The organism is Terriglobus roseus DSM 18391 (assembly GCF_000265425.1).
Taxonomy (GTDB): domain Bacteria; phylum Acidobacteriota; class Terriglobia; order Terriglobales; family Acidobacteriaceae; genus Terriglobus; species Terriglobus roseus.
The window spans coordinates 386,509-406,083 of record NC_018014.1 but is presented as its reverse complement, the minus strand read 5'-3'; the positions used below and the strand labels follow the sequence as shown (position 1 = coordinate 406,083).

At 61.0% G+C, this 19,575-nt stretch carries 15 protein-coding genes and 1 pseudogene; 9 read left to right on the top strand and 7 right to left on the bottom strand.

Annotated features, from left to right (window positions below; all coding sequences use genetic code 11):
* Positions 1 to 97: 97 nt before the first annotated feature.
* The 4 genes and pseudogenes from TERRO_RS01700 to TERRO_RS01685 form a co-directional block, all read left to right on the top strand.
* Complete coding sequence (locus TERRO_RS01700; RefSeq protein WP_014784267.1) at positions 98 to 1,318, top strand: XdhC family protein; 1,221 nt, start codon at positions 98 to 100, stop codon at positions 1,316 to 1,318.
* Positions 1,315 to 1,974, top strand: coding sequence for a nucleotidyltransferase family protein (locus TERRO_RS01695; RefSeq protein ID WP_014784266.1), 660 nt, complete (start codon positions 1,315 to 1,317; stop codon positions 1,972 to 1,974). The genes TERRO_RS01700 and TERRO_RS01695 overlap by 4 nt, the downstream gene beginning before the upstream one ends.
* 214 nt (positions 1,975 to 2,188) lie before the next feature.
* Positions 2,189 to 3,742, top strand: coding sequence for a phytoene desaturase family protein (gene crtI / locus TERRO_RS01690; protein WP_014784265.1), 1,554 nt, complete (start codon positions 2,189 to 2,191; stop codon positions 3,740 to 3,742).
* 77 nt (positions 3,743 to 3,819) lie between these two features.
* Positions 3,820 to 5,409 (top strand): annotated as a pseudogene (locus TERRO_RS01685) (phytoene desaturase family protein); the annotation flags it as partial.
* Positions 5,410 to 5,434: 25 nt separating this feature from the next.
* Here the strand turns inward: TERRO_RS01685 and TERRO_RS01680 are convergent.
* Entirely contained in the window at positions 5,435 to 6,256 is an 822-nt protein-coding gene (locus TERRO_RS01680) for an alpha/beta fold hydrolase (protein ID WP_014784263.1), read from the bottom strand.
* Positions 6,257 to 6,386: 130 nt separating this feature from the next.
* Between TERRO_RS01680 and TERRO_RS01675 the strand changes: the two genes are divergently transcribed.
* The 3 genes from TERRO_RS01675 to TERRO_RS21720 all read left to right on the top strand — a co-directional run bounded on the left by TERRO_RS01675 (position 6,387) and on the right by TERRO_RS21720 (position 10,079).
* The gene (locus tag TERRO_RS01675; protein ID WP_014784262.1) at positions 6,387 to 7,466 is read left to right on the top strand and encodes an ATP-dependent DNA ligase; all 1,080 of its coding nucleotides are present in this window, start codon (positions 6,387 to 6,389) and stop codon (positions 7,464 to 7,466) included.
* Between the two features lie 90 nt (positions 7,467 to 7,556).
* Entirely contained in the window at positions 7,557 to 7,985 is a 429-nt protein-coding gene (locus TERRO_RS01670; protein WP_014784261.1) for a TOBE domain-containing protein, read from the top strand.
* Positions 7,986 to 8,126: 141 nt separating this feature from the next.
* The gene (locus tag TERRO_RS21720; protein WP_169315271.1) at positions 8,127 to 10,079 is read left to right on the top strand and encodes a YXWGXW repeat-containing protein; all 1,953 of its coding nucleotides are present in this window, start codon (positions 8,127 to 8,129) and stop codon (positions 10,077 to 10,079) included.
* Between the two features lie 77 nt (positions 10,080 to 10,156).
* Here the strand turns inward: TERRO_RS21720 and TERRO_RS01655 are convergent, their stop codons facing one another.
* Together TERRO_RS01655 and TERRO_RS01650 are read right to left on the bottom strand one after the other, a co-directional pair.
* Positions 10,157 to 11,209, bottom strand: a complete 1,053-nt coding sequence (locus tag TERRO_RS01655) for an alpha/beta hydrolase (protein ID WP_014784259.1) — start codon at positions 11,207 to 11,209, stop codon at positions 10,157 to 10,159.
* Positions 11,210 to 11,271: 62 nt separating this feature from the next.
* Positions 11,272 to 12,609 carry an Nramp family divalent metal transporter gene (locus tag TERRO_RS01650; RefSeq protein WP_014784258.1) on the bottom strand — a complete coding sequence of 446 codons (1,338 nt, stop codon included), beginning with the start codon at positions 12,607 to 12,609 and terminating at the stop codon, positions 11,272 to 11,274.
* Positions 12,610 to 12,706: 97 nt separating this feature from the next.
* Between TERRO_RS01650 and purD the strand changes: the two genes are divergently transcribed.
* Both purD and TERRO_RS01640 read left to right on the top strand, forming a co-directional pair.
* Positions 12,707 to 14,011, top strand: coding sequence for a phosphoribosylamine--glycine ligase (purD, locus tag TERRO_RS01645; protein WP_014784257.1), 1,305 nt, complete (start codon positions 12,707 to 12,709; stop codon positions 14,009 to 14,011).
* Positions 14,012 to 14,425: 414 nt separating this feature from the next.
* Complete coding sequence (locus tag TERRO_RS01640; protein ID WP_014784256.1) at positions 14,426 to 16,315, top strand: 30S ribosomal protein S1; 1,890 nt, start codon at positions 14,426 to 14,428, stop codon at positions 16,313 to 16,315.
* 193 nt (positions 16,316 to 16,508) lie between these two features.
* On the opposite strand, the gene TERRO_RS01635 is transcribed toward TERRO_RS01640, so the two are convergent.
* The 4 genes from TERRO_RS01635 to TERRO_RS01625 all read right to left on the bottom strand — a co-directional run bounded on the left by TERRO_RS01635 (position 16,509) and on the right by TERRO_RS01625 (position 19,448).
* On the bottom strand, positions 16,509 to 17,411 hold the full coding sequence (locus TERRO_RS01635) for a hypothetical protein (RefSeq protein WP_014784254.1): 903 nt from the start codon (positions 17,409 to 17,411) through the stop codon (positions 16,509 to 16,511).
* Positions 17,412 to 17,551: 140 nt separating this feature from the next.
* Positions 17,552 to 17,707 carry a hypothetical protein gene (locus tag TERRO_RS23010; RefSeq protein WP_014784253.1) on the bottom strand — a complete coding sequence of 52 codons (156 nt, stop codon included), beginning with the start codon at positions 17,705 to 17,707 and terminating at the stop codon, positions 17,552 to 17,554.
* A 396-nt stretch (positions 17,708 to 18,103) separates the two neighbouring features.
* Positions 18,104 to 18,721 (bottom strand): HNH endonuclease, encoded by a 618-nt coding sequence (locus tag TERRO_RS01630; protein ID WP_014784251.1) that lies wholly within the window; start codon positions 18,719 to 18,721, stop codon positions 18,104 to 18,106.
* A gap of 82 nt (positions 18,722 to 18,803) precedes the next feature.
* Positions 18,804 to 19,448, bottom strand: a complete 645-nt coding sequence (locus TERRO_RS01625; protein WP_157178221.1) for a ComF family protein — start codon at positions 19,446 to 19,448, stop codon at positions 18,804 to 18,806.
* Positions 19,449 to 19,575 lie beyond the last annotated feature (127 nt).

The window sequence follows — 19,575 nt, the reverse complement described above, 5'->3', positions numbered from 1 at the left end:
CCGGGTATCGGAGCGCCAACACGATCCGACACCCGGATTCCCCGTCTACGGACCTCCGCGAGTTCCTCTGCCGTCATCCGGCATCTAAACTCGCACTATGAGCCTGAAAGAGCGCCGTGACGTCGTGAAACTTTGCCGGGATGCGGGCGAGGGCAGCGGCGTGCTGTTCAGCCTCGTATCTGTGCGCGGATCGTCGTACCGGCGCGCTGGTGCGCGTCTGCTGGCGCTACCTGACGGTCGGGCCGCCGGCACACTCAGCGGTGGTTGCCTGGAGGCGGAGTTGCTGCGCCGTGCTGCCTGGTTTATTCGCGATGGCGCGCGCGTGGAGCACTTCAGCACGGCCTTCGATGACACTGCAGAGATCCCCTACGGCCTGGGCTGCGGCGGCGAGGTGGACCTGCTGGCAGAACCCGCCGGGTCCCCGGAAGCAACGGCGCTGATCGATGCCCTGCACGCCACGTTACAAGGCGAGCATCGCACCATCGCCACGTTGCTCCCACGGGACGGCCAGCCGCTGGAACGCTTTGTGATGGACGCGCACGGTGACGTGCTCTTCGCGAGCGATTCAATCGCGACAGAAGACATTGTGGACTTTCGTAAGATCGCTTTGCGAGCGCAGCACGGCAGCATGGACGGCCGGATGTTCTCGGAGCGGATTGACCCCGCGCAGCGCCTGGTGATCTTTGGAGCGGGCGAAGATGCACGGCCGCTGGCACAACTGGCACAGGCGATGGGTTGGGCTGTCGCCGTGGTGGACAGCCGGGCAGACCGCGCAGCAGCATCGCGCTTTCCCTCTGCAGAACAGGTCATCGCGGCCGCCAATGCAGCGTCACTGCCGGTGCGCGAGAATGATGCCGTGGTGTTGATGACGCACTCCTACGAACAGGATCGGCGCCTGCTGGCGGAGCTTCTGCCGCTGCGACCCCGGTACCTGGGTGTGCTGGGCGCACGGCATCGGTCCGCGGTCCTGTTATCTGAGGCGGCAGAGATGGCCCAGCTACCGCTATCGCTGGCCGTGGAACGTACGCACGCCCCCATAGGCCTGGAACTGGGCGGTGATGGACCGGAGGCGGTAGCACTGGCGATCGTCGCGCAGCTGCAGCACGCGCTCTCTCACATTTCCGGTGGCCTGCGGGCAGCCGCTCGCGATGCAGTGGTGCCACGACGTATGACCCTGGAAGAGTTTGAACAACTGTTGGCGGATGGTCCCACACGGCCCGCAGCTGAGAATTGTGCCATCTATACGGAGAACAACATCTACCCGGAACCTGCAGCTCCGGCACCGCCGACAATCGACCGCACTACGGTGACCCAGTGAGCCGCAAAGTAGCGGCTCTGGTGCTCGCGGCCGGCGCGTCCTCACGGCTGGGCCAGCCCAAACAACTGGTGGAGTTCCACGGCGAACGACTGATTGACCGAGCCATCCGCATCGCGCAGCAGGCGGGCGCTTCGCCCATCTTTGTAGTGCTTGGGGCAGAACACGAGCGCATCCTGGACGCACTGACGACCTCGGACAGTGGCACACGCATTCTGATCAACAAGGGATGGAAGCGCGGTATGGCATCGTCCCTTGCACTGGGTGCTGCGGCGGCCGAGCGTGTCGGCGCGGATGACCTGCTGGTGTTGACCTGCGACCAGGTAACGGTTACGCCGGAACACCTGATGCGGCTGATGGAGGGCTCGCACCGCGAGCATGTGGTGGCTTCCTATTACTCAGGGAGGCGCGGGATCCCGGCGCTCTTCCCGGATTTCGCCTTCCATGCACTTCAGGATCTGACCGGCGACACGGGCGCACGCGACCTGTTGCAGGACGACGCCGTATTCACGGTGCCGCTGCCCGGTGGCGAATTCGATGTGGATACGCCGGAAGACCTCCACCGTCTGCGTGCCATGGAGCACGATAGCGCACATAGCCGAGTTCAGATTGGCAGCATTGAAGACACGAAGCGATCCCCGGCCGAAGACCTAGCCTGATCCCCCATCCCAGCTCCCTCCGAGCTTGCGCCTGACCAACGAAGCCTGCTTCCCATTCCCATGTAATCGAGTCTGATCAAAAAGTATTGCGTGAGGAGGACACCGAATGGCTGAGGTGCGAATCTCACATAGGACATCAATTTGATCTCCGCGGCTAAGCAATCTCTGCTGAGCGTATTGTGAGTCATCGACGTTGTTGTCTTGAGGGAGCGCGTTGGATAAGCGTGTAGTCATTGTGGGTGCAGGGCCGGGCGGACTGGCCTCTGCCATGTTGCTGGCGTCGTCGGGCGTTGACGTCACGATTGTTGAGAAGCGCGACCACGTAGGTGGCCGGACCAGCACGTTTGAGCAGGACGGCTTTCACTTCGATTACGGTCCAACCTTTTTCTTGTACCCGCGGGTCCTGAGCGAGATCTTCGCTGCAGCTGGTTACTCCCTGGAGAACGAAGTGCCCATGGTCCGCCTGGATCCGCAGTACCGCCTGGTCTTTGGACAGGGCGGCGAGCTGCTGGCGACGGGCGACCACGACCGCATGAAGGCCGCGGTGGCCCAGCTATGCCCAGCAGACGCGAACAACCTGGAACGCTTTATGCGCGATAACCGCGACAAGCTGCAGAAGTTCCTGCCCTTTCTGGAATCACCCTTCGAAGGCTGGAGCGACCTACTAAAGCCGGGCATGCTGAAGCTGCTGCCGATCCTGGCTCCGTGGCGTTCGCTTGATGACGAACTGAAGCAGTACTTCAGCGACGAGCGCATCCGCCTGGGCTTCTCCTTCCAGTCCAAGTACCTGGGCATGTCCCCCTTCCGCTGTCCCGGCCTCTTCTCCATCTTGTCGTTCCTTGAGTACGAGTACGGCGTCTTCCATCCCATCGGCGGCTGCGGAGCCATCACGCGCGCCATGGCTCGTATCTGCGAAGAGATGGGCGTTAAGATCCTGTGCGATGAAGCCGTGGAAGGCATTGAATTCACCGGTCGCAAGGCCACCGGCGTGAAGACGGCAAAGCGTGAACTGAAGGCCGATGCCGTGGTGATGAATGCCGAGTTCGCCGAGGCCGCGCGCAACCTGATCCCGCAGCATCTTCGGTCGCGCTGGTCGGACGATACCATCGACAAGAAGGACTTCTCCTGCTCGACGTTCATGCTGTACATGGGCATCGAGGGGCGTTACGACGATGTCTCGCACCATACGATCTACCTGTCAAAGGACTATCGCGGCAACCTGCACGACATTGAGAAGGGTCACCGCCTTTCGACCGATCCATCGATCTACGTGCAGAACGCCAGTGTCAGCGATGACACACTTGCGCCGAAGGGCATGAGCTCGCTCTACGTTCTGGCTCCCGTCACACATGGCTGCAAAGGCGTCGACTGGGCACGCGAAGCCGCGCCCTTCCGCGAACGCGTGCTGGACCAGATGGGCAGTATCGGCATGGGAGACGTGCGCGATCGCATTCGCACGGAACGCATCCTGACACCAGCCAACTGGGCAGCCGAGTTTGCCCTGCATCGTGGCAGCACCTTCAGCATGGCGCACAGCCTGAAACAGATGCTGCACCTGCGTCCGCACAACCGCTTTGAAGAGACCGAAGGTCTCTACCTGGCGGGCGGCGGAACGCATCCTGGATCGGGTCTGCCGGTGATCTTTGAGTCCGCGAGGATCTCAGCGCAATTGATGCTGGACGATATGGGACTGAAGCATGAGTGGAACTTCGACCGCTCCGCCTTCGATCAGTCGCAGCTTCAGGACCGCGATCTGGCTGTTCAGTAACAGACGGAGCCCGGGGGCCACTTACGCCTCTGACGAGCCTCACATGAGATAGAGGGCCCTGAGCCCCGGGAGTTACAGCAATGCGCGTAGCAGTTATTGGTTCCGGCCTGGCAGGCCTTGCCGCAGCAGCAACACTCGCCGGACGTGGCTATACCGTTGAGGTCTTTGAGAAGAACCCATGGCTGGGCGGCAAGGCCGCACAGTTACAGGAAGAAGGATTCCGCTTCGACATGGGGCCGACCATCCTCATCCAGCCCAGCGTACTGCGCAAGATCTTTGCCGAGGCCGGTCGCAAGCTGGAAGACTATCTGAACATGGTGCGGCTCGATCCGTCGTGGCGCTGCTTCTTTGAAGACGGCACCGTCATCGACCTGAAAGACTCCACGCCGGAGATGATTCGCTCGCTGAACCAAAAGCAGACTGGCCTGGGCGACAAGTACGGCGAGTTCCTCAAGGTCAGCGAAGACCTGCACACCATCAGCGACAAGTTCTTCTTCTGGAAACCGGTCGGTTCCATGCTGGACACGCTGGACTGGCGCGGAGCCTTCGACGTCAACGTCCTGAAAGACGTGATGAAGATGCGCATGGGCAAGACGGTCAGTGGTGTCATCCGCGAGTACATCAGCGACGACAATACAGCCCAGATGCTCGACCACTTTGTGCAGTACGTGGGCTCGTCGCCGGATGCATCCCCCGCGATCCTGTGCGCCATCGGCCACATGCAGACCGATGAGGGCATCTGGTATCCCATGGGCGGCACGCGCGCTGTCCCGGAGGCGCTGGTCAAGCTGGGCAAGGAGATGGGCGTCAAGTACCACGTGAACGCCGACGTCGCGAAGATCGAACTGAAGCATGGGCGCGAGTCGCAACAGGTGGCCGGCATCACCCTGACCACGGGCGAGACCTACACCTTCGACGCGGTCGTATCGAACGAAGACGCCGTGCGCACGCATCGCGAACTGCTGAAGGGTACAGACGTTGCCGCATCCTTCGATCGCCGCAAGAACTGGGAGGCCGCGTGCAGCGGCGTCGTGCTCTACCTGGGCCTGAACAAGCGTTACGACCACCTTGCGCACCATGACTTCGTCTTCTCGCGCGATCCGCATGAAGAGTTCAACGCCATTTACAACATGGGCATGCCGGCGCCGGATCCCACGTGCTACCTCGCATCGACTTCGCGCACAGAGCCGGAGACTGCGCCGCCGGGTGGCGATGCGCTGTACGTCCTGGTGCACACGCCCTACCTGCGTCCCAACCATGACTGGCGCGAGATGTTCCCGGGCTATCGCCAGGTGATTCTGGACAAGCTGAAGCGCACCGGCGGCATGCCCGACATTGAAGAGCGTATCGTCTTCGAACGCGCGCTGACCCCGCAGGACATCCACGACCGCTACCGCGTGCTGGACGGCGCGATCTACGGCCTCAGCTCGCACGGCCGCATGAATGGCGCGTTCAAGCCGTCGAACGTTGTGCGCGGGGTCGAGGGATTGTTCCTAGCCGGCGGCGCAGCACATCCCGGCCCCGGCATGCCCATGGTGATGATGAGCGGATGGATCGCGGCAGACGCGCTCGACCGCCGCTACCAGCAGGGTGACAACGCGGATCGCTTCACCGCTGCGGATCGTAAGTCGATTGAAATGGCGGAGGCAGAGACGGTCAGCTTCTAAGCTGGCGTCTCTACCTCCGCTTGACTTACCCCTGAATAAACTTCAGGATCTCTGCGTTGATTGCGTCGGCATCCACAGTGCACATGCCATGCGGCTGTCCCGGCATGATCTTCAGCGTAGAACCGGGCACCAGGGTGTGTCCGATCTTCGCCGCGTCATCGATCGGCACAATCTGATCGTCGTCGCCATGCAGGAAGAGGACAGGAATCTTCAGGCTCTTCAGGTCGTCGGTAAAGTCCGTCTCACTGAACGCCTTGATGCAGTCATACAAGCCCTTGATGCCGCCCTGCATCCCCTGGTACCAGAAGTTGTCAAGCACTCCCTGGCTCTTCTTCGCGCCGTCACGGTTGTAGCCGTAGAACGGCATCGCGAGATCCTTGAAGAACTGCGAGCGATCGCCCAGCGTGTTTGCGCGAATGCCGTCGAAGACCTCAATCGGTAGGCCGCCGGGATTCTTGTCGCTCTTCAGCATGATGGGTGGCACCGCGCCGATCAGGATCGCCTTCTGCACGCGTGATGAGCCGTGACGACCGAGATAGTGCGCCACCTCGCCACCGCCGGTGGAGTGGCCGATCATGATGGCGTCCTTCAGATCAAGAGCTTCGAAGAGCGCAGCAAGATCGTCCGCATACGTGTCCATCTCGTTGCCGTCCCAGGTCTGCGTGCTGCGGCCATGGCCGCGGCGATCATGCGCGATGACGCGATAGCCATGCGCGCCCAGGAACATCATCTGCGGGTCCCATGCGTCGGCGTTCAGCGGCCAACCGTGCGAGAAGACAACCGGCGTGCCGGTTCCCCAATCCTTATAAAAGATCTCTGCGCCATCTTTGACTTTGATCGTCGGCATCTACATGCTCCTTTGAAGTGTGTTGAATTCTGAAGATCGCATCGCCCATGCCGTCTGTCCACCATCGCTTGGTGAAAAACTGCGTATCACCCGGCCGTCCCCGGCGAGTCCGACCTGCATCCAAACCGCTATGAGCCTCCCGCTGCCATCACCAATTCTGCCCATGCTCGCGAAGCGTGTGGATGCGATTCCAAGCGCAGGCGGATGGAGTTTTGAACCGAAGTGGGACGGCTTTCGCGCCGTGATCTTTCGTAGTGGCGATGAGTTACTCATCCAGAGCCGCGATGGCAAGCCACTGGACCGCTACTTCCCCGAACTGCGCGAGCCGCTGCTGCAACAGTTGCCACAGCAGTGCGTTCTGGACGGCGAGATTGTGATTCAGCGTGCGGGCGGCCTGGACTTTGACGCACTTTCGTTGCGCATCCACCCTGCAGCTTCTCGCGTGAAGACTCTGGCTGCGCAGATGCCGGCATCGGTTGTCTTCTTCGATCTGTTGCACGTCGATGATCGCGACCTTCGCGATGCTCCCTTTCACGAACGGCGGGCGGAGCTGGAACGCGTCCTCGCAAATGCCGATACGCCGCTGCACATCACACCGGCGACGCAAGATCAGACGGTTGCGCAGGATTGGTTCACGCGCTTTGAAGGCGCGGGGCTGGATGGCGTCATGGCAAAGCCACTGGAAGGGCCGTACACGCCGGACAAACGCACCATGTTGAAGGTGAAGCATGAGCGCGATTGCGACTGCGTGGTCGCCGGATTTCGCTGGCACAAGGACGGCGAGGGCACAGCCGTTGGATCGTTGCTGCTCGGGCTCTACAACGATGCCGGTGCATTGCAGCACGTGGGTGTTTGTTCGAGCTTCACTGCGGCCAAGCGCAAGGAGCTTGTCGAGTTTCTCGCGCCCTATCGCGAAGACGCCGTGACGAATCATCCGTGGGCGAACTGGGCTGACGAAGCCGCGCAGGCCAGCGGACGCATGCCGGGCGGGCAGTCACGTTGGAGCAATGGCAAAGACCTGAGCTGGCAGCTGCTGCGCATTGAGCTCGTTGTGGAAGTCGCGTACGAACACATGCAGGGCGATCGCTTCCGGCACTTGGCTCACTTCCGCCGCTGGCGGCCCGACAAGCCTGTCGCGCAGTGCACGTATGCGCAGCTTGAAGTAGTTTCACCGCAAGAGTTGAAGATGATCTTCCCAGCAGGTCGCTGACGCTCCTCAGTAGCGCAGGTTGAACTCGTTCTTGCGAGCCGCAGAACTGCGCGCTTCCCTCTTGCCTATCCGCACGCGCACAATAACGCCATGTCTACCTCGGCCACCACACCGCTTCTGACGCCGCGCGAAGCGGCACGCATGCTGGGCATCAGTTACCCGACGATCAAGCAATGGATTCTGAACGGAAAGCTCGCGACCACCGCAACGCCGGGCGGTCATCATCGCATTGCGCAGAGTACGTTGAAGCCGCTGCTGAAGCAGGATGCAAAGAAGCCCGCAACTGAATCGCGTGAACGCTTCCGCCGTGTCAGCGGACGCAATCAACTTGTGGGCAAGGTAGTTAGTGTTCGAATCGAAGGTCTGCTGGCACAGGTTGTTCTTGCCGTCGGCGATGCGCAGATCACCAGCATCATCACCGCCGATGCAGCGCGCGATCTGCAACTGAAGAAAGGCGATACTGCCGCCGCGCTGGTGAAGTCAACCGACGTGATGATCGAGCGAATTGACGAGTCTTAGCGCAACCTTAAGACATCCATCACTCCTGACAAACGCACCGCAACCTTTGCGGTCATCGGTGTTTGTAAAGACGGAAGCGGGAGTGAACGGCAGGTGGCCGTAAGGCATCTGACCCTCCCTGAGGTACGTATGAAGAACTCAATGTTTCGGACATCCGCGCTACTGGTCTCCAGCCTTGGCATGGCGCTGACGGGATGCAAGAACAACCAGATCGGCCAGCCCGCACCCATTGTGGACGGCAACGCAGCCGCCAACGATCCTGCCGCAGCCAACATGATCGGCACGCAGGTAGCCGGCGTGAGCTATGCGCAGATGCCACAGAGCTCGGCAACGAACTATGCACCGCAGACTGCCGCGCCCGTCGCGCGTGCACGCGGTCAGAACGAGGCCTACCAGTACAACACGCAGCCGCCGGCATACCAGGGCCAGCAGGGGTATGACCAGGCTTACACCGGCGACCAGCAGGACTACTACGCCGGCGATCCGCAGAGTGATGCGAACGAGTACGACCAGTACGCACAACTGCTCGACCCCGGCGAAGGCGCGACGCAGCCGCCACCACCGCTGCCGGCTGACTATGAGCAGCCTGAAGCACCCGGACCTGACTATCTGTGGACCCCCGGCTACTGGGACTATGCCAACACCGGTTACTACTACGTGCCCGGCACGTGGGTCTCAGCTCCTTATCAGGGTGCCCTGTGGACGCCGGGCTGGTGGGGACAGGTGGGTAATCGGTACCGCTTCCATCACGGCTATTGGGGACGCCACGTGGGCTACTACGGCGGCATCAACTACGGCTTTGGTTACATCGGTCTCGGCTACCAGGGCGGCTATTGGAATGGCGACCATTTCTTCTATAACCGCGAGGTCAACCGCGTCGATCCACGACGCGTGAACAACTACGTCTACAACCGCAACATTAGCGTGACGAACCGCGAGTACATCAACAACACGCGCGTGTCGTACTACGGTCCGGGAGGCCTGAATCGCCGGCCCGTTCCGCAGGAGTTTGCGGCACTGCGGGAACAGCGCGTACCTCCAATGCAGGCGCAGTTGCAAAATCGTCGCGCGGCTGAAGCCAATCGTCAGCAGTTCTTCGCAGCCAACAACGGTCGCCCCGCAACGCTCTTTGCGGCTCGTCCCCTGCAGGCCGATCGCAACATTGCGGCTCCTTCGCGCACGATGCCGGCAAACTTCGGCAACTTTGGCCGGCAGGGCATGCCGAACATGCAGATGCCCGCCAACGCATCGCCGCAGCAGCGCCAGCAGTTTGAGCAGCAGCAGCGCATGCAACAGCAGCAAGCGAACGTGCAGCAGATGCAGCAGCGCAACATGATGGAGCAGCAGCGCAACCAGAACCTGCAGCAGCACGGCCAGAACATCCAGCAGCAGCAGGCCAACGCGCAGCAGCGCCAGCAGTTCGAACAACAGCAGCGCATGCAGCAACAGCAGGCAAACGTGCAGGGCCTGCAGCAGCGCCAGCAGATGGAGCAGCAGCGAAATCAGAACCTGCAGCAGCGCGGTCAGAACATGCAGCAACTGCAGCAGAATCTGCAGCAGCGCCAACAGGTCGATCAGCAACGGCAGCAGTTGGAACAACAGCGTCAGCAGGCAAACGTGCAACAGCAACAACGCCAGCAGCAAACGCAGCAGTTCAACCAACAGCGTCAGCAACAACAGCAGCAGATGAATCAGCAGCGCGAGCAACAGGCCAACGTCCAGCGCCAGCAGCAGGAACAACAGAGGCAGCAACAGGCCAACGTCCAGCGCCAGCAGCAGGCGAATCAACAGCGCCAGCAGATGAACCAGCAACGCGAACAGCAGGTAAACCAGCAGCGCCAACAGCAGGTGCAGGCACAACAGCAGCAGCGCACCCAGCAGATGCAACAGCAGCAGGCGCAGCAACAACAACGCGTGCAGCAGATGCAGCAACAGCAGCAGCAGCGTGTCCAACAGCAGCAGCAGCGTGTCCAGGAGCAGCAGCAGCGTCAGCAGCAGATGCAGGCCCGTCCCGCTGGGGCGGCACCGCGTATGGAGGCTCCGCGACAAGGTCCCTCACCCCACGGGGAAGGACCGCACGGTGATCGTCACTAAACGAGCAACAATTCAAATGACAAAGCCCCACGCGAACTGCGTGGGGCTTTGTCATTCTGCTGATATACGTTGCGTTGTTATTTCCCGAGCTGCGTGCTGAAAAAGCTGGCCATGTAACCCCACGCCTCCCGCGTCTCCGGCAGTGTGTTGTTGTTCCAGAAGACATGCGGCAAAGCCTCGAAGACAATCAACTGCGCATCAACGCCGGCCTGCAGAAACGCGCGATGCATATTGCTCGTACTGCTCAACAGCAGGTCACGCTCGCTCGAGATAAAGAGCGCCGGAGGCATGCCGTGCAGGTCTGCATAAATGGGCGACAGCACCGGGTCCTTGTGGTTCGTCGAACCGACATACTCATTGTTGATGGTGCCGCCTGCGACCGGCACATATCCGCGCAGGCCGTCCGTGTTGTAGAGCGAGCGTGTGTCGCCGCCCTCATCCATACCGGCCTGGGTTGAGAAGGGTCCAATCGCAGCCGGCATCGGCAGCTTCAACTGCTTCAGCTTGACAGCCGTCTCCAGTGTCAGGCCCGCGCCCGCAGAGCTGCCGAAGATCCCAATGCGGGCAGGCTTGTAGGTCTTCAACAACTCACGATAGACCGCCACCGCATCATCGACGGCTGCAGGAAACGGATGCTCCGGTGCCATGCGATAGAGAACGCTAACTACGCGCGTGCCAGTCAGCCCGGCAACGGGAATGGCCTCAGAGTACGACCCGGAATCCGCATTGAAGCCGCCGCCGTGCAGGCAGATCAGCACACGGTCGGTATGCAGCATCTTCATGGGCATCACATCCCGCACGGGCACACCTGCGACGGCCTTGTCCGTGATGGTCGCGGGAAACATCTTCAACAACTCATCCCGATGCTTCGCCTGAGACGTGTCCAACTGCGCGCGCCGCTCCGCCAGCGTCTGCGGCACATTCGCATCGCCGGCCGGACGGCTAAGCCATGCCTGCGCCTCCGGGCTGATGGTGTGCGGCAGCGGCATCACACGCTGCATGCGCACGGTACCGTCAGCTTCCGTGACCGCATGATTCGTGGTGATGGACGTAGCGGGTAACGACTGCTGCGCTTGAGCGGCCAGGGTCGACAAAGCTGCAAGCAGGACAAGACTGTAAGGGCGCGTCACGAAGGTCTCCTAGGGTGGCAGGAGAACTCTACTGCATGAGCGGTGGCGTTGCAGAGATCTTCTCAGCCACCAAACATCTGCCACAGCAAAACACAGTTCAGCCCAATGATGAGCGAAGCCACAACCCATCCTGCCGACGCCGTGAACCGGTTGTTGCGGAACTCCCGCATGACACTCTTGCGCCCCGTAAGGATCAGCAGCGGTACCAGCGCAAACGGGATACCGAACGACAGCACCGCCTGCGACAGCAGCAACACTTTTAACTCATCCAGCCCCATCGCGATGACGATGATCGCAGGGATCACGGTGATCAGTCGGCGCAGATAGATCGGGAACTTCACTTCCAGGAAGCCTTCGATGACCACCTGACCAGCCAGCACACCAATCGTCGAGGACGACAGGCCGCTGCACAGCAGTGCGACAGCAAACGCCACCTGAGCAAGCGATCCCAGCAGAGGGCCCAGCGTCTCGTGCGCACCTTCCAGCTTGCTGATCGTAGCCTCTGGCACGCCAGCAAGCGCGGCCGCAGCCATGATCAGCATGGCGCTGTTGATGAGCCACGCACCGTTCATGGCAACGATGATGTCGATCAGCTCAAACTTCAGATAGCGATGCCGGAAGTTGCGCAACTGCGAGGACGCTTCCGCCTTCGCAAGGTTGCTGCTGACGCCGCGTTCGATGAAGCTGGTCATGCGCGGCTGCATCAGTGATGAGTGCAGATAGATGACATGCGGCATCACCGTCGCACCCAGCATGGCTACTGCAATGTACAGCGTCTCGTGATTCAGGTGCGGCACCAGCACGCCGTGCGCGGCACGCGTCCAGTCAGGATGCACAAGGAAGATCTCAATGGCGTAGCAGAAGCCGATGGCACTGACCAGCGCAATGATGATGCCTTCAAAGTGACGGAAGCCGCTCTGATTCAAGGCAAGCAGCAGGAACACAAAGACCGTGGTGGCAAGCGCAGCCAGCAGCATCACGGACGTTCGGTTCATCCCATGCGCCAGGAAGTACGGTCCCACCAGCAGGTAGAAGCCAAGCGCCGCCCCCAAAAACTCTGCCAGGTCGGTCGCGATAGCACTGACCTCAGCCCCCACCCACAGCAGCCACACCATGGGGCGCGAGAAGTGTTCGCGGCACGACTGCGGCAGCGTGCGCCCCGTCGCAATCCCCAGCTTTGCCGACAGGTATTGCACCAGCATGGCCATTACGTTCGACCACAGCAACACCCATAGCAACGTGTAGCCGTACCGCGCGCCGCCCACAATATTGCTGGCGAAGTTACCCGGATCGATGTACGCAACGGAGGCGACAAACGCCGGTCCAAAGTACGCGGAAAGCTCGCGCAATGTGATGCGTGGCTTGGTCTCTGCAACCGCGTTGTCGACTTTTAGGCTCACCTAAATCAGTATAGTGCAGTCGCAGTCTGCGATATAACCGGAGACAGGCACGAACTGCGGTAGGTACCTTGCGCTGCACGTGTGTTGGAGGGATGCATTGAAGGTTCTGGTAATTGGTGGCGGCGGGCGTGAGCACGCATTGTGCTGGGCTCTGCGGCAGTCGGCACGCGTAACGGACGTCGTTTGCGCGCCGGGCAATGCAGGCATTGCCGCCATTGCGACCTGTATTCCCGTCCTGCAGGACGATGTGGCCGACATGCTGCGCGTCGTCGAACAGACGCAGCCACGGCTCGTCGTCGTCGGCCCGGAAGTGCCGCTGGCCGCCGGCATCGTCGACGCACTCCAGGAGCGCGGCATCCGCACCTTCGGCCCGACACAGGCCGCCGCGCAGCTCGAGAGCAGCAAGGCCTTCACCAAGGACTTTCTGCAGCGCCACAACATCCCCACGGCGCGCTACCGCACCGTGCACACGCTGGACGAAGCGCATGACGCCCTGCAGCAGTTTTCCGTACCCATCGTCGTCAAGGCCGACGGCCTCGCCGCGGGCAAGGGCGTCGTCATCGCGGGCGACCATGCTGAAGCTGCGGCCGCCGTCCTCGATTTGCTGCCGATGAACGGTTCGGTCGTCATTGAAGAGTTTCTCGAGGGCGACGAGCTCTCCTTCTTCGCCCTGTGCGACGGCACGCACGCCGTCGCCATCGCCGCCGCGCAGGATCACAAACGCATCGGCGAGGGCGACACCGGTCCCAACACCGGCGGCATGGGGGCCTATTCCACCGATGCCCTGCTGCCCGACGACCTCCGCGCGTGGCTGTTGAAGCACGTCGCCCAGCCCACCGTCGACGGCATGCGCGCTGAAGGCATCCCCTTCAAGGGCATCCTCTTCTGCGGCATCATGATGACGCCCGCGGCAGGCCTCACCGGCGAAAGCTTCATCGGAGGCTTCGCGCCAAAGGTGCTGGAGTTCAACACGCGCTGGGGCGATCCAGAGACGCAGGCGATCCTCCTGCGCATGGAGACGGACCTGCTGGACCTGGTCAACGCCTCGATCGACGGCACCGCCGATGAAATCTCGGTAAAGATGAAGCCCGGCGCCAGCATGTGCGTCATCCTCGCAAGCGCCGGATACCCCGCCAGCGCACAGAAGGGTGTCGTGATCCACGGACTGGATGACAACACTTCTGCCGGTGTCGAGATCTTTCACTCCGGCACAGCTACCGATGAAGCAGGCGAGACCGTCACGGCCGGCGGCCGCGTGCTGGGCATCACGGCACAGGCTGAAAACCTGCGTCGCGCCGCGGGCAAAGCCTACGACGCGCTCGCCGCCATCAGCTTCCAGGGCATGCAATACCGGCGCGACATCGGCTGGCGAGCGTTGGATTGCGAACGGAACAACAGTTAGGAGAGAACCCGGAGCGCGCCGATTACCAGCGGCCCGGGCCTTGCTCTGCCTGGTGATTCGCATGATCACGCGAAGCGCCTTGGCAGCAGATGGCGCGTAAAGCCCTTCCGCAGCCTTCGTTGACCTTACCCATTTGCAGTCCTATACTTTAGAAGAGCTCTGGCGCCTTTGAGATTGCGCGGGCTACTCCTGACATTTCGCATCTGTGTTTCGTCTGTGGCTGCCCAAGCCGCACGTCTTCACGTCGAAACCGTTGCGTCGCCGGAAGTGGGCCTTCTGAATCCCCTGGGAACGTCAAGGCGTCAAAAGCTAAGGCCCGCCAACCCCGGGTCCCATGCACAAAATGCTAGCGACCCAAGACATCGCTAAATCCCGCTAACTGAGAGCACATCCCTGAGCACCGAACTGGAAACCATGCCGACCGAAACCTCCACCACCAACCCTGATCGCCTCGAAGAGGCCAACACCCTCCACGAGGCCAACGGCCCTGTGACCGATGTGGTGGCTAACCCCGTTGTGGGCGCCAACCATCTCGTCACGCCCGCGCCCGAGACCCTTTCCGCCGCAGCCGATGGCCCCGATGACATCGACTACGATGCCGCCGACTTTGCCGCAGCGCTCGAGAACTTCGATCGCGAACAGGCTGAAGACAAGGCTGCTGCCTCTGCCGCGATGGAAGAGGACAAGGTCATCACCGGTACCGTCGTGAAGATCACCGACAAGTACGTGGTGGTCGACATCGGTCTGAAGAGCGAAGGTCTGATCCCGAAGGAACAGGTCCTCGATCACACGGGTGAGCCGAAGCTCGCCGTGGGCGATGCCGTGGAAGTGGTTGTCGAGCGTGAGGATCACGAAGGCGGCTACCTGGTTTCGTACGAAAAGGCGCAGCGTCATCGCCTGTGGGACCAGCTCGAGAAGGCTGCCGCAGACAAGACGCCCGTCACCGGCACCGTTCTGTCGCGCGTTAAGGGCGGCCTGACCGTCGATATCGGCGTCAAGGCATTCCTCCCCGGCTCGCAGGTCGAGATCCGTCCCGTCCGCAACCTGGACACGTACCTGGGCACCCAGCTCGACGTTCGCGTCATCAAGCTGAACAAGAAGCGCGGCAACGTCGTCATCTCCCGCAAGGAAATCCTTGAGGAAGAGCAGAACGCACGCAAGTCCGTAACCCTTGAGACCCTGGAAGAGGGCGCTGTCCTGACCGGCGTCGTCAAGAACCTGACCGACTACGGCGCATTCGTTGAGCTCGGCGGCCTGGACGGCCTGCTGCACATCACCGACATGAGCTGGGGCCGTCTGACCCACCCGCGCGATCTCGTGCAGGTTGGCGATGAGATCCAAGTCAAGGTTCTGAAGTTCGACAAGGATAAGCACCGCGTCTCGCTCGGATTCAAGCAGTTGACGCCTGATCCGTGGCTGGACGCGATCGAGCGCTACCCCATCGGTGCGCAGGTCAAGGGCCGCGTTCTCTCCGTCACCGACTACGGCGCATTCGTCGAGCTGGAACAGGGCATCGAAGGCCTGGTTCACGTCTCGGAGATGACCTGGTCCAAGCGGATGAAGCACCCGTCGAAGATGGTCAAGCCCGGCGACGAGGTCGACACCATCATCCTCGCAGTCAACCCGAACGATCGCCGCATCTCGCTTGGCATGAAGCAGCTGCAGGACAATCCGTGGGAGCAGCTCGAGAACAAGTACCCCATCGGCGCAACGGTCGAAGGCCGCGTCCGCAACCTGACCGACTTCGGTGCATTCATCGAGATTGAAGACGGCATCGACGGACTCGTCCACGTCTCGAACCTGAGCTGGACCAAGCGCATCAAGCATCCTTCGGAGGTCCTGAAGAAGGGCGAGAAGGTCAAGGCTGTCGTCCTCGGCGTTGAGCCGGAGAATCGTCGCCTGTCGCTTGGCGTCAAGCAGCTGGAGCCCGATGTCTGGGATACCTTCTTCGCGCAGCACCGTGTGGGCGACGTCGTCAAGGGTAAGGTTCTGCGCACCGCGCAGTTCGGCGCCTTCGTCGAAATTGCTGAGGGTGTTGAAGGTCTCTGCCACGTCTCTGAGGCTGTGGATCAGACCGGCAAGCAGGCTGCACTGGAAGTGGGTTCTGAGCACGAGTTCAAGATCGTGAAGATGAGCCCCGAAGAGAAGAAGGTCGGTCTCAGCCTCCGCGGTGTTGGTGAAGAAGCCAGCCGTGAAGAGGTGGAAAGCTACAAGACGCCTTCCAACCAGTCCTCCTCCTCGAGCTCGTCCTCCAGCACCACGCTGGGCGACCTGCTGAACTGGAAGCGCAGCGAACGCGAGTAACTCTCGCACCGCAGCAAACCGAAAGGGCCACCCGCAATGGGTGGCCCTTTCTGCGTCTCGGAATGCTGGGTGCGCATCTCCGTGTCGGCGGCACGGGTGACCTGCGACTCAATTTTAAGACATGGGTCTGTGCACAAAAGCACAACGGAAGCAGCGCTACATTGCCGTCCCAAGCCCACCAAGAAAGGCGGCGCTACTTCTCCAGCCGCTCCGGCTTTGGCGGCTCGTTCGCTTCGCCCAGCGCATTCATCTTGGCAGACGCGCGATGGAAGACCTCAATCTCGGCCGCAGCAAACGCCTCAGGCGGGATGCCGCCGATCGCAACATAGCCAGGATCCTGACCCAGCAGCTCAGAGATCTGGTTCCAACGGTGGAAGGGCGACGTGGTCGGCAGCAGGATGAACTTACGTTGCGGCTCAGGGACGGCGAAGTAGTAGATCCAGATCAGCTCCACCACACAGTTGGTCACAGTGTGAATTACGCCGTACCTACCATACAGCGTCTTCTGCTCCATGAAGTAGTTCGATTGCAGGGTATTGATCAGCGAAAGCACAAACAGGCCTATCCCTGTGCCAAAGATGCGGCTACGAAGGGACAGTCCCATCGGCCGGATCGCGACGCCGACAAACAACACGAGACTTACCGTGATGATGCCACTCGCCCTCTGCAGCTGAAGAACAAGAAACTGAACGAGTTTGTAGACGTCTTTGTTTGGCTGGAACCCACCCTGCAGGGCAATCACAACGGAAATGGCCGCCGCCCAGAGATAGACGACACGTCCCAGGCTTTGCAAGCCCTTCAAGGGCCGCATGGCGTTATGCAGGATGGTGTACGTCAAAGCAATTGCGGCCGCGGCTTCGAGCGCAAACAGGATCCAGTACAAGAAGTAGTAGATGGCATAGGCATGCTGTGCAGTGAAATAGCGGTAGCGCTGCAGAAGAAAAAGAGTGAACGTAGGAGGGATTTGCCAAAGGGAAAGGACGAGGACCGGCCAGAACGTGCTGACAGCCTTCTCCCGGATTAGGAGCGTCAGCACGACCAGTCCCAGCGCGATCTCCAGCCAGCTGAGGCTCAGTATGAAGTGAAAGGTTGACACTAGCCGGGCGAACTCTCCTGAACGGAGGATACTCAAGCACGTAGCATCCGGCAATCAACCAAAAAGGGCCGTCTCCTCTCGGAGCACGGCCCTCTCTGCACTTGAGGTCGGAAACCCACACTTGGGTGAGTTACAGAATCTTACTGATAGATACCGCAGCCGTTCGGATCGTTGGCGGGGCAAACCGGTACAGGAGCGTTGCCGCCCTGCGGCTTGGGCTTGCGCACCTGGGCCTGTGCGGTAATGGAACCAACCAGCGCGAAAAGGGCAACAGAAGTAATTACGAGCTTCTTCATAGTAAGAGATTCCTCCGGGAAACTTAGCGCTGGAATGTGCCAGGCAGGACTTACACTAAGTGCTTTTCGGAGTTGGGTCTACAACACAAAAGGGTATACAAACCCGTACAACAGGGACGATTACTGAAGTCATCGGGACGCTGTGCAGAACAGGGGTGCGAGAGGCCTAACACTCCGATTTCTCGGGAAATAACCGCTCGCTCCAACGAACCAGGGATGCGGCTGGGCGATTCCACACATCATCACCACGATTTGGGAGGCGCTGTCCATCTTATCGACCACATAGCGGTCGTCAATGCGGAAAATGTGGGATTGTTCTCTTTCCAGACAGCCCATCTCGCCCCTCTCTCATAACTACGAGGGCCGAGTCCATATGGATTACCTTCTATTAGGCACTTAGGCTTCAAAGTACAGATACTTTCGCCAGGTGGCATCCCCCGATCCCAGCATCCGCATGATGTGCCGCGATGTGTGCAACGAGAAAGGCCGCGGCTCGCGCGCCAGTCGCATGTCCTGCAACTCATGCAACAGTTGATTGCCCTTCCTGCGATTGCAGTCGTGGCAGCATGCCACCAGATTCTCCCATGTGGATAGGCCCCCGCGTGACCGTGGCAGCACGTGGTCCAGCGTCAGGTCGCCCGTGGTCAGGATGCAGCCGCAGTATTGGCACGTGTTGCGATCCCGCAAAAGGATGTTCTTACGCGACAGGGCACGCGTCTGGTGCGGGATCCGTCGATACTCCAGCAGTCGAATCACCGACGGCATCGGCATCCGCACACGCGCCGCGTGCAGAGTGTTGCCATGCTCTTCCTCGGTACGTGCAACGCCCTTGAGCACCAGCACCAGCGCACGCCGAGCACCGCAGATATTGATTGGTTCATACGACGCGTTCAGGACCAGCACCGGCGTCTGCAGCGGTGTAGCCCCGCGCCTGGGCCGGTGATCTTCACTGGGCGGCGTCTGCGCGTGGCATTTCACGAGGGACTTCTGTTTGCGAGCTTTGGCGGAATGCATCGATCACGGCTCCTGACGGGGTGTTTCGATCTCGTTCTGTTCGGCCTTGCTGTTTCGGTGTCGCGGGACTTCATCGAAGCGACTAACTGCGCAGCTCGATATAAAGTTGCTGCGTCTGTGCGGGGTCGGCACGCGCTGCAACCTCCCGGGGCGGTTGCCAACGAACCGCGATGTCGCGGCCGGCCCGGGCCAGCGTGGCCACGCGAACACTCTGTGCACCTGCCTTCAGAAGCACGCGCGTACACTCCGCAACGGTCGCTCCTGTGGTGTAGACGTCGTCGACCAGCAGAATGTTCTGCCCGATGACATCACCACGCACCGCAAAGGCACCACGAACATTCTCGCGACGCTGCGTGGGCGAAAGCAGGAATTGGCTATCCGTCTTGCGTGCACGAACCAGGACCCTCTGCACAAGCCGCAACCGCCACGCCGGAGCCTCCGCACGTACGCGCTTCAAGGCGCTCTCGGCCAGCAGCGCACTCTGGTTGTAGCTGCGCTTCCCGCGAAACAGCGGTACCGGAATCACCGTCATCGCGTCCGGCGCTTCGCCGCGCAGCGTCAGTACCGCATCCGCCAGCAGCCGCCCCAAAGGCCGAGCCAGCGAAGGAACTCCCTCAAACTTCATCAGGTGGATGGCCGGCCGCAGATCGTCATACAGCCCAAACGCCACAGCTCGTTCAAAGTTCGGCGGCTTCGTCCTGCAAGCGCCGCAAAGTTCAGCAGGCATCCGCGACAGGTCCGCCGCCAACGCAGACTCAAACCCGAACGGTTCACAACAAAGTTTGCAGGCGTTCTGAAGAGGGTTGGCACAAAACAAATCCGTGCAGCGATCGCAAACCGGAATATCCACGGCC